Annotated in this window: 14 protein-coding genes; 5 read left to right on the plus strand and 9 right to left on the minus strand. The window is 33.8% G+C overall.

The window, feature by feature from the left end:
• Positions 1–9: 9 nt before the first annotated feature.
• From ABJD27_RS21520 to ABJD27_RS21535, 4 genes are all read right to left on the minus strand, one after another.
• Positions 10–1,029 carry a sugar phosphate nucleotidyltransferase gene (locus ABJD27_RS21520; RefSeq protein ID WP_348164459.1) on the minus strand — a complete coding sequence of 340 codons (1,020 nt, stop codon included), beginning with the start codon at positions 1,027–1,029 and terminating at the stop codon, positions 10–12.
• 155 nt (positions 1,030–1,184) lie between these two features.
• The gene (gene dut, locus ABJD27_RS21525) at positions 1,185–1,619 is read right to left on the minus strand and encodes a dUTP diphosphatase (RefSeq protein WP_348164462.1); all 435 of its coding nucleotides are present in this window, start codon (positions 1,617–1,619) and stop codon (positions 1,185–1,187) included.
• Positions 1,616–3,046, minus strand: coding sequence for an oligosaccharide flippase family protein (locus ABJD27_RS21530; RefSeq protein ID WP_348164464.1), 1,431 nt, complete (start codon positions 3,044–3,046; stop codon positions 1,616–1,618). The genes dut and ABJD27_RS21530 overlap by 4 nt, the downstream gene beginning before the upstream one ends.
• Before the next feature lie 990 nt (positions 3,047–4,036).
• A complete protein-coding gene (locus tag ABJD27_RS21535) occupies positions 4,037–4,231 on the minus strand; it encodes a hypothetical protein (protein WP_348164467.1) in 195 nt (64 codons plus the stop codon).
• 210 nt (positions 4,232–4,441) lie between these two features.
• Between ABJD27_RS21535 and ABJD27_RS21540 the strand changes: the two genes are divergently transcribed.
• The 5 genes from ABJD27_RS21540 to ABJD27_RS21560 all read left to right on the plus strand — a co-directional run bounded on the left by ABJD27_RS21540 (position 4,442) and on the right by ABJD27_RS21560 (position 10,933).
• On the plus strand, positions 4,442–8,731 hold the full coding sequence (locus ABJD27_RS21540; RefSeq protein WP_348164470.1) for a hypothetical protein: 4,290 nt from the start codon (positions 4,442–4,444) through the stop codon (positions 8,729–8,731).
• Between the two features lie 4 nt (positions 8,732–8,735).
• The gene (locus ABJD27_RS21545) at positions 8,736–9,422 is read left to right on the plus strand and encodes a hypothetical protein (protein ID WP_348164473.1); all 687 of its coding nucleotides are present in this window, start codon (positions 8,736–8,738) and stop codon (positions 9,420–9,422) included.
• 12 nt (positions 9,423–9,434) lie between these two features.
• Complete coding sequence (locus ABJD27_RS21550; protein ID WP_348164476.1) at positions 9,435–9,716, plus strand: hypothetical protein; 282 nt, start codon at positions 9,435–9,437, stop codon at positions 9,714–9,716.
• A gap of 59 nt (positions 9,717–9,775) precedes the next feature.
• Positions 9,776–10,330, plus strand: a complete 555-nt coding sequence (locus ABJD27_RS21555; RefSeq protein ID WP_348164479.1) for an Imm49 family immunity protein — start codon at positions 9,776–9,778, stop codon at positions 10,328–10,330.
• 201 nt (positions 10,331–10,531) lie between these two features.
• Complete coding sequence (locus ABJD27_RS21560; protein WP_348164481.1) at positions 10,532–10,933, plus strand: hypothetical protein; 402 nt, start codon at positions 10,532–10,534, stop codon at positions 10,931–10,933.
• A gap of 390 nt (positions 10,934–11,323) precedes the next feature.
• Here the strand turns inward: ABJD27_RS21560 and atpG are convergent, their stop codons facing one another.
• From atpG to atpE, 5 genes are all read right to left on the minus strand, one after another.
• A complete protein-coding gene (atpG, locus tag ABJD27_RS21565; RefSeq protein WP_348164484.1) occupies positions 11,324–12,184 on the minus strand; it encodes an ATP synthase F1 subunit gamma in 861 nt (286 codons plus the stop codon).
• Between the two features lie 78 nt (positions 12,185–12,262).
• On the minus strand, positions 12,263–13,840 hold the full coding sequence (gene atpA / locus ABJD27_RS21570) for a F0F1 ATP synthase subunit alpha (RefSeq protein WP_348164487.1): 1,578 nt from the start codon (positions 13,838–13,840) through the stop codon (positions 12,263–12,265).
• 34 nt (positions 13,841–13,874) lie between these two features.
• A complete protein-coding gene (gene atpH / locus ABJD27_RS21575; RefSeq protein ID WP_348164490.1) occupies positions 13,875–14,417 on the minus strand; it encodes an ATP synthase F1 subunit delta in 543 nt (180 codons plus the stop codon).
• Between the two features lie 6 nt (positions 14,418–14,423).
• Positions 14,424–14,924, minus strand: a complete 501-nt coding sequence (locus tag ABJD27_RS21580) for a F0F1 ATP synthase subunit B (protein ID WP_348164493.1) — start codon at positions 14,922–14,924, stop codon at positions 14,424–14,426.
• A gap of 75 nt (positions 14,925–14,999) precedes the next feature.
• Positions 15,000–15,185, minus strand: a complete 186-nt coding sequence (gene atpE, locus ABJD27_RS21585) for an ATP synthase F0 subunit C (RefSeq protein WP_348164795.1) — start codon at positions 15,183–15,185, stop codon at positions 15,000–15,002.
• Positions 15,186–15,191: the final 6 nt, after the last annotated feature.

A 15,191-nucleotide genomic window follows, 5' to 3' on the forward strand; every position in this document is an offset into this window, starting at 1 on the left:
GGCAACTTTTTATTCTAAAACGGTATAGTCTCCTAAACTCACTTGAGTAAACGTTCCATCATATTTTACATGATTCCCTATCATGGCTTGATCTAACTGTGCATTTTTAATACTACTATGTGACTGAATCAGGCTATTTTTTATAGTACTGTCTTCAATCACTGTGCCAGCTCCTACAGAAACGTTCGGACCTAGGGTTACATTGCGTAGGACTACGTTTTCTGAAACATAACAAGGAGGAATAATGCTTGCATTTTCTAGTACAGCACTTTTTGCAACCAATTGTTCTTCGCCATCATCGTGTAAAAACTGAAGCATTCTGCCATTGGTTTCTACCGTTACTGCTTTATTACCGCAATCCATCCATTCATCTACAGTTCCTGTCTTAAAGATACGACCTTCTGCCATCATTTTCTTAATACCATCATTGATCTGATATTCTCCTCCATTCATAATATTTTCTTCAAGAACTTCTTGAAGCTTCTCTTTAAGAACGGCAACATCTTTAAAATAATATATTCCGATCACTGCTTGGTCAGAAACAAAGGTTTCTGGTTTTTCTACAAGCTCTACGATTTCTTGTTTTTCGTTGAGTTTTACAACGCCAAAAGCTTCTGGGTTTTCTACTTTTTTTGTCCAGATCACACTGTCTGCTTCTGGATCAAGGTCAAACTCGGCGCGTATTAATGTATCTGCATATGCAATTACTGCTGGGCCAGAAAGTGATTCGGCTGCGCTCATGATTGCATGACCCGTTCCTAAGGGTTGATCTTGACGGTAGATAGATGGTCTTGCCCCAAGGCTTTCTGCAAGGTCTACAAGGCTTCCTACTACATCATCTCCAAACCATGCTGGATCTCCTAACACAAAGGCAATCTCTTCTATAGGCTGATTAAGCACTTTTGCAATATCACGTACAAGCCTATGTACGATTGGTTTTCCTGCAACGGGGATTAATGGTTTTGGTACTGTTAAACTATGAGGGCGAAGACGACTACCGCGTCCTGCCATTGGGACTATTATTTTCATATGTAGTTAGAGAGGTTGAGTTTATTTGTTTCTCATCAAAATGAGAATATTGCTTGGTTATTATTAATTTTAGGTTGAGCTTACTTTTGATTACTAGAGTATTCTCAAAGGTTTTTATTTGTCTTTTATAATGGAGGTTATACTTATACAAGAATTTATTTAGTCCCTGTACTTCCAAATCCACCTTCGCCTCTTTCAGTACTAGAAAGTTCAATGACTTCTTTCCATACGGCTTGTTCGTGTTGTGCAATGACCATTTGGGCAATACGCTCACCATTTTCTATTGTAAATGGTTCGTTAGAGAGGTTTACAAGAATCACGCCAACTTCGCCTCTATAATCTGCATCTATGGTACCAGGTGCATTTAAGACTGTAATTCCTTTTTTTGCTGCAAGACCACTTCTAGGTCTTACCTGCGCTTCGGTTCCTATAGGAAGTTCTATAAACAGTCCTGTAGGAACAATAGCTCGTTCTAATGGTCCTATTGTGATAGGTTCTAAAAGGTGTGCGCGTAGATCCATTCCTGCACTAGCAATCGTCTCATAATGTGGCAGTGCATGGCTTGATTTGTTTATGATTTTAATTCTCATGATCTTTTTAATATTACTTTTAATTGCTTTCTCTCCATAAAGAAAATAACCATTGCAAATATCCCTAACAAGATAGCACTTACCAAGTAATTTGCTCTGAAAATATAGAAGGAAACTCCAGAACATATAATAGCTAGTAAAAGATATGCGCTTATCCGTTTAAAGTCATACGGAATAGGGTAATGTTTTTTTCCAAATATGTAAGAGAGCACCATCATAGAACCATAAGCTGCAAGCGTGGCATATGCTGAGGCCATAAATCCAATAACTGGAATCAGAAAAACATTAAAACAAATCGTAATAATTGCACCTATTATGGAAAAGTACATCCCATATCTTGTTTTGTCTGTAAGTTTATACCAAATCGCAAGGTTATGATAAATACCAAGACAGAGGTTTGCCAATAATACATATGGTACTATCTCCATAGCTAGATGGTAAGAAGAGTCTTCTACTAATTGATCTTTTATAAGATCTACAAAACTTGTGATTATTAATAACCCAAAAGCGCCTACAATAACAAAGTATTTTAAAATAAGTGCATAGGTACTTGGCGCATTTTTTTCTTTTGCGTGATTAAAGAAAAATGGTTCGGCTCCTAATCTAAATGCTTGGATAAATATGGTCATAAAAACGGCTATTTTATAACAAGCCGCATACGCCCCTCCTATTTCTTTATTTAGCATTTTATTAATAAAGAGTTTGTCAAGTTGTTCATTTACTACAAATGCTAGACCTGCTACCATAATTGGCCAACTATAGGACCAAAGTTTTTTAAATATCTTTTTATCAAAAACAGCTTTGACTTTAAAAAATTCCGGAAAAATAAGTGCCAAAGTAACAATACTTGCTACCAAGTTTGCTATAAAAATATATTGCCTTAAATCTGTGGTATCATACCAACCAAACTGCCAATTGAATTTAGGTGTCGCCCATAAGAAGAAAAAATTAAGCACAACATAGATACATAAGTTTGCTAGTTTAAAACCTGCAAATCGCAATGCCTTTCCTCTAGCTCTTAAATATGCAAATGGAGCAACAACAAGGGTATCAAGTAAAACAACGCCTGCCAAATACCAAAAATAAGATTCTGGTAATTCTAAAACTCCTAAGATTGGTGTCTTGCAAGCATATAGTAGTAAAGAAATAAGTATGGTACTTATGGTAAGAGATAAGAAAACAGTACTATATACTTTTTCTTTTTGATCACTTTTGGAGAAGAAACGGAAGAAAGCGGTTTCCATCCCGTAGGTTAAAATAATATTAAGAAAAGCAGCACCTACATAAAAAGAAGCAACATCTGCATATCCTTCTCTAGGAAGTGCATCCGTATGAAGACGCACTAAAATAATACCCATTAACCTAGGTAGCACAGTTGCTAATCCATAAATAACGGTGTCTTTAAAAAATCGTTTAAGTGTACTCAAAAAAGGAAGTATTATCTGCTGTTAAAAGTAACGAATTTATAATAGATGTGCCTGCTAAATATGGAAGGCTGTTCCTCTTTCTTTTTAAACAGTAAAGAAGTTTTTGATGTGATTATAATGTATATATCCTTAGTGTACTCGCTTACACAATAGAAGATTCTGAACTCTTCATCATAAGATTTCTACGTACTGGGCACAAAAAAAGTAAGCCTCGAGGAATATTACATCTCGAGGCTTACAACTCAAACCAAAATATTTGTGAAGAAAGTGTTGTAAATATATTTTCAAACTTCACAAGATCAGTGAGTCCCGATAATCGTTTACTTAATCATAATGCAGAATGTTTTATAAGGTCTATTATTTACTGTTTAAACACTAAGAATATGTCCTTAGAAGCAGTGCCTATGACTCATTTAAAAAGGAAAAGCGTCTTTCTAGAGGTATTTGTTGCATAATTTATGATAAGACTCCTTAGTCCTTCTACCATACAAATGTTTGTTTTAAAAACAATATGTTCTAAGGCGATCTTAAGAACCTCTTTATAATTTTCAAACCCTTACGAATGATGTTGTTTTTGAGTAATTTATTAGATAATGTTAACTCCAGAATAAAAAATGTGAATTAGATGTATCTACATCCCTACCAATGATTTCTTTATTAGGTTTTCTCTTATATGTAAAAAAAGATACCCCTCGAGGAATTGTACATCTCGAGGGGTATAACTCAAACCAAAATATTTGTGAAGAAAGTGTTGTAAATGTATTCTCAACGCTCATAAAGTCAGTGAGTCCCGATAACCATTTACCAAATTTATTCTAAGAAAGTTCTAACATCCTGAGATTTGTCTCCAAAATATTTGCTGTTATTATAGGCTTCCGCGACGGTCTGTAGGCAGACCGGAAAGCAAAAAAACATTCCAAGTTTTGAAACGCTTTATTTTGAATATTCTAAAAATATATGCAATATCACCTAGATAAAGTCTCTACATTCTTATAAACTACTGTCTTTATATAACTTTTCAATTTCCTTTTCTAAAATTCTAACAACTTCTTTTTCTAAATCTGCTTGACGGATACTTGAATTATTATTGATAATAAGATTTGCAACTAGCGGTTTCGTATCTGTAAACATATTTTCTAAATCTTGTGTAGCATTGCTAGCTGTTTTGTTTTTATCTGTATCCATATGCATGTTGTTTTTTTAATATGACACTAATAAAGTATCTAAATATCATTTTCAAAAATACAAGTAAGTGGTATAATCAACTACTTTTTGGAGGTGTAAAATCAATGATTTCAGCAAAGAATTTATTTTACTGAAACTACTGATAAGCATATCGTTATGATTGAATTATTTTAAAATATCGCCTTATTTTGCTCCTCTTAAGCTTGGAGAATGGAGAATTTACAATTTACAATTTCATTAAAAAATACAGAAGAGACATCCTTGATACATCTAAGGAATGAACTCACTACTATTTATTGTAAAGAATATGAAAATCATCAAAACAAAAACACTCATGCACCTATTGAGCAAATAGATATTGTCGTAGACATTGCAGACACTCCGTATGATGATCAAGCGCTTGCCGCAAAGATTCATGAACAGCTTTTTTATGTAAAACAAGAAATCCATGCAAAGGGATATAATAAGCAAATACAAGCTCAAGAAGAAAAAGCAATAGTTACACTTATTAATAACCCAATGCTTATTGAGATTTTGATGATTCATGAAGACATCATCAAAAAAACATATCGAGGTAAAGATCGAAAAGCTTTTGCTATTTTCTTTAATAATGTCATCAATAACCTTATAAACAATGAAAAGTCAGCATATGATATTTTAGATACTTCAGAAAAGAAGTACAAACATATTATAAAACATGTCAGAGCGACACATCCTAATTATGTGATCCATAAACATGAAAAAAGAGGCTTTAGAGATGAGTCTAGATACTATACAGAAGAAAAAGGATTTGAAAAAGCAATGACTCTTCTTGGAAAAGCGATAGACATTTTATACTTAACAAGAAAAAATCCTATAAACGAGGTAAATACTTTCTGGTATAAATTAAAAAGAGATCTACGTAAAAAAGTAATATCTATTCACGATTTATTAGAGGATCAAAATTATCAAGAGCTGCGTGCATATATCTATAAAGAAAAAGAGGTTACGTATTCTAAAGTAAATATAGAACAGTACCGTCCTGAAATTTTAAAACAAATTCAGCAAGCATTAAGGTATTCAAAGTTTAGGTTAAAAGAAATCAATAGCTATAAAGAAACGACTCCAACACTCAGAAATGAACGAAGGGATACAAAAATTCGTATAAAAGAATACAAAGCTATCTTATCACTTTTGGAGAACAGAAACAAATATCCACTTGTAGATATACTAAACAAACATCTCATTATCTTTTTCTTCTTTACCATAGAAGGACCTACAGAAGCAGAGCTTACGGATGAAAAACTATATCCTAAATTAAGTCATGTGTACAAAAAATACATGAAGAGTTGGATTTATGGTAAAAAGCAAAAAACTATTGATCCAATCGAGCTTGATGAGATTGTTATAACGGGATTAGGTTTATACAAACCTACCTTTGGCAATCCATATTACAGAATCACTACTGGAAAAATTTATGGTTTCTTAAAAGAGAATGTAGGAGAGATCATAACACTAAAAGAACATTTTAGATATGGTACGAAACACAAAGTCAAATTTGCTCTCGATCTAGGAGTATACAAAGAACATCTTCCTGAGCTTCGTTTTAGACAATTGTTTAAAAATAAAAAGCTAATTAAAGAAAGCACCTTTGATCTGAGCTGTATTGACGCAGAAATAAAAATAAAAGAGGTTACAGAAAGAATTGGAAGACGAGGTACAAAAAAGACCGTACGTCCATGCTTTTATATCTACATAAAAAACACGCTAGGAGACGTCTTGCTGGTATTAGAAACCATGAGACCACAAACGTTTGAGCGGATTGTAAAAGACTTGCAAGTAAACGTTTCTGCACAAAACATAAAAGAACTCAATGCTTTCTTTAGAGAAAACATACAAAAATACAGAGCAAATCGAACAGGCTATAATGAGGAAATGCTTGCCTTCTTTTACAAATATTTACCAGAAAGCACCTATAAAAATGAGCAAGGTAGGCGTGTCATATTTGATGATGATGATGATGGGAATATTAAAAATGATAAAATTGGAGACAGGGAGATTGGTTTTACGTTTGAAGAGCTCAAAGAAGATCTTGAAGTATTACTGGATTCTTGGCGTGTAGGCGATGGGAAAGAGAAAGCGATTGTTAGTATTCTTATGGCGATGCCTCCAGAAGAAGCTTACAAATATCTTTATAATGATACAGCGACGTTAAAATTACTAGTCGATGCTATAGACGGAGACAACTTCCATAAACTATTTGTACAGTATGTAGCGTTCCTTATTGACCAATTTGGATATAAACAACCTAGAACTATTTGGTTTGGGAATGATACCTGGTTTCCAGAAATACAACTGGATGGTTCATGGGATGGTGGAGACAGTTTTACACTTTCCAACTTTACACAAAGTTCTATCACACCTTGGTTTGAATATGGGGAACGTACAGACATTAATTTGGAAGAAGTACCCTATCACCCTATGGATCTAGTTGCCATGAGTACAGTCATAGATAATGAAGTGATAGATCCGATTTATGTTCCTGCTTTTTATATCGCAAAAAAGATACAACTTAAGAGCAATTGGGATTTCTTTACGATAGCCTTAGATGTTATAAGCTTGATATCACTACAAGCTTCTGCACGATTTATTCTAAAAGCAGCGCTTAAAAAAGCGGGTAATAGAATTGCCAAAAGAGAAGCTATAAAGCTTGCTTTAAACGCTGCAAACGTCTTAAAAGAGACGAGTAGTTTTGCCATACGTAGCGAAACTCTCAGAAAAGCAATGGATCCAGATGTGTATAGAGCATGGCGTATGCTTGATACTGCTGGAGATCTTATTTATTTAGGAGTAGGGATACGAAGTCTTAAAAACTTAAACATTTTTAAAGCAAAACCAAAAGCTCTAGAAGGACTAGATGGACTAGGTGGAGGTCGTACATTATTAGGAAACACAGCAGATCTTGCAGAAGCAAATCATAGATATGCAAAGCTTAAACAATTCTTAGAGGCTTCTAAAAAAGCCATCAAGCAATTTAAAGAAGCGGGAGAAGAAATCCCTGCAAAATTAAAAGCAAAGTTACTTGCACTGGAAAAAGAGTTAAACGATTTTATAGATCAAGTAGGCCTATTACCTCCTAACCAACAACGTTTGGTTCTTGAAGGAGTAGATGGATCTAGAGTACGTGTAAACCTCTTTGATGATGCGGCAGATGGGTCTAGAAAATTAAATATAGATGCTCCAAGTGGAAGTGGTTCTGGGAAAAAAGTTTCTAATCAAGTAGAAGAAATAAATCCGTTACAGAAAAAATATAACCTAGAGACTCCTACAGAAAAGCAACTCGACTATTTTAAAGCTTTAGATAAATTAGGTATTACTGATCAAAAGATTATAAAACAACTGATTCAAGCTGGCAAAAAGTTTCCTAAAAAATTGGGGACGTTTACTCGTTTATTGGGAAAACTAGAAGGAGCAGATCCTACTATAAAACAACTAGTCCTTAAACTCGCATTACAAAATAATAATATAAAATCACTTATAAAGTTTTCTCCGGAACAGTTAAAACACCTTGGAGAAGGATTGCTTCCTAACGCTAGATTTGGTAATGCGGCAGACACAGGAGCGTTTATTAATAAACCAAAAAACTTTAATCAAGTAACTCCTGAAGATCTTGAGGTATTCTTACGAATCATGAATAAAGCAGGAAGTGTTAAAAAAGGAAAAGGCCTATTTAAAAAGTTTGATCTTAATGTATTAAGAGGAAAAGAGCTCAAAATTACTCGTATAGAAAAAACCATACGAATACTAGAAGAAAAAGGATATAAACATTTAGTTAAACTCGCTAAAAGAACCAGAAACTACCAAACAATACATGATAATGGTCTTAAAGCATTTATTAAAAAAGCTACTGATGCAGAATTTGATGAATATTTAAATATCTTTAGGATAGATGGTAAAGTGGGCAATGCTTTTATGCCGTATTATAAACAATTAGGAGAAGGCTTGGAAAACCTTAGAAAAACGACAAAGAGCAAAATAGATGAAGTAGCAAAAGCAGGAGGTGATGTTTCTAAGGTAAAAGTAAATGCCAAAGCATTAAAAGAAGTCATGAAGGGTTATGAACGCCATCACCAAATCATGATAAGTATTATGCAAAAAAACCCTACTTTCCAAAAAATTATGGATTGGGCACTACAACAAACCCCACCTTTGGATCTTGGGTTTAATGACTTTAGAAAAAATATTATTATTTTGGTAAAAGAACAGCATGGGTATCATAATTTAAGAACAGAAATAATTCAAGAAATGGTAAGTGATATTGAAAAAGTGTTCGATAATGGATTAGAATCTATTACAAATAAAATAGGAGGACTAGACAATATTATCTCAGTTGGAGGAAATAAAAACTTCAGAAAGGCATATAATAGATTAGAAAAAATAATTGAACAAGAGACTAAAATTATTATTGAAAAAGTTATCCAAATTCAAAATAGTAGTTTAGATAAGATAAGTAAAAAATAAACACATGTATATATTAGAAAAGTCAATAATAAAAACATCAAATAATAGTAAAGAGATTATATCTAGTATGGATGGAGAAAGTGTAAAGGATAGGGAATTATTTTTTAAAAAAGACTATTATAATAATATTTTAGATAGTCATTTCAAGTTCGATTATTTATTACCAAAATATATGGACGAATATAAAGAAGTCGAATTTATTTGTGATTTCCATAATTGGATTAATTATAAACCAAATTTATATAGTTTTATAATTTCAGAAAAAATGAAAAACATATTAGAGCAATTTGATATACACAAAAAACAATTTTATAATGCAAAAGTATTATTTGAAGATAAATATCATGACTACCAAGTCTGGCATTTATTCCTAGATGGTTTTAATGAATATGTAGATTTTAAACAAAGCATTTTTTGCGAATATAATTATGAGCATACAGAAAAAAAAGGTTTGGAATTGTTTAAAGTAAATAATCAAGAAGAACTTACAGATTTAGAATATAATAAAAATTGGGATAGCTGGGGTTTTGAACGAGCCGTTATGAAACCTGAATTTAAAGAAATTGATTGTATGGCTATGCCCTATCCATATGGCATCCTTATAAGCGAGCGTTTAAAAAACGAACTAGAAGAAGCAAAGCTTACAGGGTTTGAAATCAAACCATTTCCAGTTGATTTTGAGTATTTGTAGAAAATATAAGAAATGGAAGCAATCCTAAGACCTACAATTGACAAAGAAGTTATAGAAGATTATTTAGAAGATTTAGATAAACTAATCAATGATATAGAGGGACATATTTATAATCCAGATTTAAAAACATTTGGTCGGTTAGGACTTACCGCCTATTGGGGTGCACAAGCGGCTATGGCCGCCAACAGGTCACAAGAAGATATCTGGAGATACTTATGCTTAACACGTGATTTTTTCAGAGCACATCATGGTAATATAAAGCACCAAGGGAAACGCATATATATATATATATAGAGAATCAAGAATATACCATCAAAAAATCAAAAAAATTTACAGGAAAAGAAGACTATGGGATGTTTTTAGAACCTGAATATTGGTTTTTGCAATATGCGCTTTGTGAAATTACCAATGACATAGAGAATCGTAATTTTTTAATAGAAAATATCACTGAAAAAGTGATGCGTAAATATTCCAATGAAGCTGATATCTTTTTAAAAAGTGAATTTGCTTTTATAGATTTTTTAATGGCTCTTCATTTACAGATAACAAGTGAAGAACAAGTACAGATTTATGAAAATGCTGTAGATATTGTAAATAATGAAGCTATTGACGATGAAAAAACAGTTACTTATAAAGACGAAATGATTACAAATCCTTTTAAAGTTTTCTCAACATTTTTATATAAAACTAACGAAAAAGAATTTAATGAATTGTTGTATGATGCAATAGAGGGATTTAAATATTATGATGAAAATTATGATGAAAATGAAAGTCCTGAATTTTGGCAACCTATTTTATTAATCAGTGCTGCAGCTAGTATGATATATAATAAAAATTACAACATCTTATTTACGTCAGATTATTTACCTATGTGGTTGATAGAAAAATCTATTGAAGTGGCTAAATAATAGAAATAACAATAAATCCTTTTTAAACCAGCTAGTATAAAATATGGCTTAAATAAAGGTATTAGTAAATGTTTAAAAAAACACCCTAGAAGAAGCAAAGCTTACTGGGTTTGAAATCAAATCATTTCCTGTTGATTTTGAGTATTTGTAATATCTCACGATGTTGTAGAAAAATCACATAGGTAAAAAATATGGTGAAAAATGAAATCTAATAAACATATAATAAACACAGCACAAGATTATAGGGATGCTATGGTTCAGCAAATAAAAGAGCAATACATTTCAAATGATCCTGAAAGTAAAGAAAATAAATATTGGTTACAAGCATGTCAAAACTTAGAGATGCAAAAAGAAAGAAAGCACGCTTCACTAGAAGAAGAAGATCTTCTTTCTGACATAGCTCCTATACTTGATGTTTCTTTTCAGAGATCAAACCCAACTATAGAAACAGATGCTATCATCTACAACTTGCGTCTTCCCATATTTTCTCCTATCAATAGCATTTATGCAACACTTACCGTGTGGAAGCCTATCCATACCTATCCAGAAATGAATAGTGCTAGTCATTTTAGAAAGAAAAAGGTTGTCGTGGAGGTATTATAGCTTTTTTCTTAAAACAGCCTGTAAACGCTTCTTTAAGATGTGGTACACAATTTTTATACAGTATCATAAGGTTCTTATCCAGATAATAACAGCATTCTAACTATACGATCATAAGATTCTTACCTAAGCGGGAATAAAAAAGATACCCCCCGAGGAATTGTACATCTCGAGGGGTATAACTCAAACCAAAATATTTGTGAAGAAAGTGTTGTAAATGTATTCTCAACACCCACAAAGTCAGTGAGTCCCGATAATTGTTTCCAAAATAAAAATATCAAAATAAAAAGGAAGAGCACAGAACCCCTTTAAACACTGGCAAAACAAAAAAATTCCCAATCTTAAAAAAGATTGGGAATTTTGTATTGACAAATCCACTTAAGTGGATATATATTAGTTATTCAGTGCTTCTGCTCCTCCTACGATCTCTAAGATCTCATTTGTAATAGCAGCTTGACGTGCTTTGTTATATTGTAATTTAAGCGCATCTCTAAGCTCTGTCGCATTATCTGTCGCTTTATGCATCGCAGTCATACGAGCTCCATGCTCACTAGCTACAGAATCACGGATTCCTTTAAATAATTGCGTTTTTAACGCCTTAGGAATTAACCCTTCTACGATTTCTTCTTTAGAAGGCTCAAAAATGTAATCTACATTAGAAACTTCTGTCGTTTCTACAGGTACAATAGGTAAAAACTGTTCTGTTGTTACAATTTGTGTTGCAGCATTTTTAAACTTATTATAGATGATATCGATTTTATCAAACTCACCTGCAATAAAACGCTCCATTAAATCTTCTGCAATAGCAGCTACATTATCAAAAGTAAGGTCATCAAACACTTGATTATTATTTAAAACCACTGTATGTGATTTTTGAATAATATCATTTGCTTTTTTACCTAAAGTCAAAAAACTTACTTCCTTACCAGCATAGGTAGTTGTAGCACGGTTTTTTGCTTCTTTGACAATATTTGAATTGAAAGCTCCTGCAAGACCACGATTAGATGAAATCACTACAATAAGTACTTTATTCACCTCACGGTCGTCTGCATAATTACTTCCAGAACCACTTCCAATACCAGCACTTAGATTTTGCAAAAGCTCAGTAAGCTTATCTGCATAAGGTCTCATTGCTGTAATTGCATCCTGTGCTTTCTTCAATTTTGCAGCAGATACCATTTTCATGGCACTGGTAATCTGCATCGTAGAAGATACTGAGGAGATTCTATTTCTAATTTCCTTAAGATTTGCCATTGGCGCTCTTGTTAAGGGTTATTGTTTATACTCTTTGTTCGCATTTCTGTCTGAGACAGCTTTCGCGAAAGCGTACTCTTAATTATACTTAGCCGAAAGATCTTTTGCTACACTTGCAAGTGTATCTGTCACCTCATCGGTAAGTTTTCCTGACTTTAATGTATCAAGAATTCCTCTATGCTTTACATTTAAGAATTCTAAATATTCTTTTTCAAATTCTTTGATCTTATTTACTGGTACAGCATTTAATAAATTCTTAGAACCTGCATAAATGATCGCTACTTGATCCTCTACAGTAAACGGATCGTTTTGAGCTTGCTTTAAGATCTCTACGTTACGTTTTCCTTTTTCGATCACATTAAGTGTTGCTGCATCAAGATCTGACCCAAACTTTGCAAACGCTTCTAGTTCACGGAACTGCGCTTGATCAAGTTTAAGAGTACCAGATACTTTCTTCATTGACTTAATCTGAGCGTTACCTCCTACACGTGATACCGAAATACCTACGTTAATTGCCGGACGTACACCTGAGTTAAATAAATCTCCATCTAAGAAGATTTGCCCATCTGTAATCGAGATTACGTTTGTTGGGATATATGCAGATACATCTCCTGCTTGTGTCTCAATGATAGGAAGTGCTGTAAGAGATCCTCCTCCTTTTACTAAAGGTTTAAGGCTATCTGGAAGGTCATTCATATCCTTTGCAATCGCATCATCATTGATCACTTTTGCAGCACGTTCTAATAATCTAGAGTGAAGGTAGAATACATCTCCAGGATATGCCTCACGTCCTGGTGGACGACGTAATAAAAGAGATACCTCACGGTAAGCAACCGCTTGCTTTGATAAATCATCATAAATGATTAAAGCTGGACGACCTGTATCACGGAAGTACTCTCCAATCGCTGCTCCTGCAAATGGTGCATATACCTGCATAGATGCTGGATCTGATGCATTTGCTGCTACGATTGTTGTGTAAGCTAGTGCTCCTGCATCTTCTAATACCTGAGCAATGTTTGCTACAGTAGATGCTTTCTGACCAATGGCTACATATATGCAATATACTGGCTCGCCAGCATCGTAAAATTCTTTTTGATTAAGGATGGTATCAATACAAACAGTAGATTTTCCTGTCTGACGGTCACCAATTACCAACTCACGTTGTCCTCTACCTACAGGGATCATCGCGTCTATAGACTTGATACCTGTTTGTAATGGCTCAGTTACTGGCTCACGAAAAATTACCCCTGGTGCTTTACGCTCCAATGGCATTTCATACGTGTCTCCAGCGATAGGCCCTTTACCATCTATAGGAAGTCCTAATGTATTTACAACACGACCTGTAATTCCTTCACCTACTTGGATAGAAGCAATACGTTGTGTACGCTTTACAGTATCTCCTTCTTTAAGATCTTTTGAAGCTCCAAGAAGTACAACTCCTACGTTGTCTTCTTCAAGGTTAAGAACGATTGCTTCAAGACCGCTTTCGAACTCTACTAATTCTCCATATTGAGCATTAGAAAGTCCGTAAACACGAGCAATACCATCACCCACGGTCAATACTGTTCCAACTTCATCAAGTGAAGCTGATGCTTCAAAACCTGAAAGTTGTTTTTTTAAAATTGCTGAAACTTCTGCTGGTTTAACTTCTGCCATTTTGTATTTGTTTTACGCTTTCGCGAAAGTTTAATTATAAACTATTACTAAATTCTCTTTTTAATCTGCCTAACTGGCTAGCAATACTTGCATTGTACTGCGTATCACCTACACGTAATATAAAACCACCAATAATATCTTCATTAATGATGTTTTCTAATTTTACGTCTGTACTTCCTGTTAACTCTGTTACTTTAGCTAGTACTTTAGCTTCTAGTTCTGGAGTTAGTCCTGCTGCTGTTGTTACCGTTGCTGTTTGTACTCCTTGACTTTTATTGTAAAGGTCTACAAAATTTGTAGCTACGTTTCCAAGTATATCAATACGCTTGTTATCTACTAAGATATCGATAAGTCCGATGGTCTCTTTTGAAGCTGTACTAAAGACTTCTTTAAGAACCGCACGTTTATCTTCTGCTTTTACCACAGGGCTTTGTAATGCAAGACGAAGATCTTTACTTCCTTCTAGCGTAGTTACAACACCTTTCATATCATTCAATACAGTATCAACAGTGTTTTGATCTTTAGAAAGATCAAGAACTGCTCTTGCATAACGTATTGCTGCTCTTGTGCTACCCATATCGGTTTAGTTTAAAGTGGCTTGACTTAGCATCTCTTCTACAAGACCTAGTTGCTTATCTTTATCTGAAAGCTCATTCTTCACAACTTTTTCTGCAATTTCTACAGAAAGTAATGCTACTTGACTCTTAAGATCTGCAACTGCAGATTTACGTTCTGCTTCAATAGCTGCTTGCGCTTGAGTAATCATTTTATCGGCTTCTACTTTTGCTTCTCCTTTTGCATCTTCGATCATTTTTGTTTTGATCTCACGAGCTTCTTTAAGCAAGTTTTCGCGTTCTGCACGAGCTTCTTTGATTAACTTTTCATTATCAGCTTGAAGGTTTTGCATTTCCTTCTTAGCATCTTCTGCTGCATCTAATGCTCCTTGAATACTTTCTTCACGGTCATTTAACGCTGTAAGAATAGGTTTCCAAGCAAATTTTCTCATCAAAAAAATAAGCAAAAGAAAAAGGACAGTAAGCTTAACGAATAAGTCTAGTGAAAAATTTTCTAATAATTGATCCATATTTTAATACTTTTTAACTGTTGCTTTAATAATCATTTTCCTGCAACCAACCGTTACAGGAAAATGATGTTTCATTTACGCTTTTCCAAGGAAAATCGCTGCGAATGCAAGTCCTTCCAAAAGAGCGGCGATAATAATCATCGCTGTTTGGATTTTTCCAGATGCTTCTGGTTGACGAGCTATCCCTTCCATTGCACCTCTACCGATTTGACCTAAACCGATTCCGGCTCCGATCACGATTAGACCAGCACCTACTAACATAGGAAC

It is taken from the genome of Dokdonia sp. (assembly GCF_039945015.1).
Lineage (GTDB): Bacteria > Bacteroidota > Bacteroidia > Flavobacteriales > Flavobacteriaceae > Dokdonia.

Coding starts and splice junctions, on each gene's coding strand:
- ABJD27_RS21520 (WP_348164459.1), bottom strand. CDS start 1,029: ATGAAAATAATAGTCCCAATGGCAGGACGCGGTAGTCGTCTTCGCCCT.
- dut (WP_348164462.1), bottom strand. CDS start 1,619: ATGAGAATTAAAATCATAAACAAATCAAGCCATGCACTGCCACATTAT.
- ABJD27_RS21535 (WP_348164467.1), bottom strand. CDS start 4,231: ATGGATACAGATAAAAACAAAACAGCTAGCAATGCTACACAAGATTTA.
- ABJD27_RS21540 (WP_348164470.1), top strand. CDS start 4,442: ATGGAGAATTTACAATTTACAATTTCATTAAAAAATACAGAAGAGACA.
- ABJD27_RS21545 (WP_348164473.1), top strand. CDS start 8,736: ATGTATATATTAGAAAAGTCAATAATAAAAACATCAAATAATAGTAAA.
- ABJD27_RS21550 (WP_348164476.1), top strand. CDS start 9,435: ATGGAAGCAATCCTAAGACCTACAATTGACAAAGAAGTTATAGAAGAT.
- ABJD27_RS21555 (WP_348164479.1), top strand. CDS start 9,776: ATGTTTTTAGAACCTGAATATTGGTTTTTGCAATATGCGCTTTGTGAA.
- ABJD27_RS21560 (WP_348164481.1), top strand. CDS start 10,532: ATGAAATCTAATAAACATATAATAAACACAGCACAAGATTATAGGGAT.
- atpG (WP_348164484.1), bottom strand. CDS start 12,184: ATGGCAAATCTTAAGGAAATTAGAAATAGAATCTCCTCAGTATCTTCT.
- atpA (WP_348164487.1), bottom strand. CDS start 13,840: ATGGCAGAAGTTAAACCAGCAGAAGTTTCAGCAATTTTAAAAAAACAA.
- atpH (WP_348164490.1), bottom strand. CDS start 14,417: ATGGGTAGCACAAGAGCAGCAATACGTTATGCAAGAGCAGTTCTTGAT.
- ABJD27_RS21580 (WP_348164493.1), bottom strand. CDS start 14,924: ATGGATCAATTATTAGAAAATTTTTCACTAGACTTATTCGTTAAGCTT.
- atpE (WP_348164795.1), bottom strand. CDS start 15,185: ATGTTAGTAGGTGCTGGTCTAATCGTGATCGGAGCCGGAATCGGTTTA.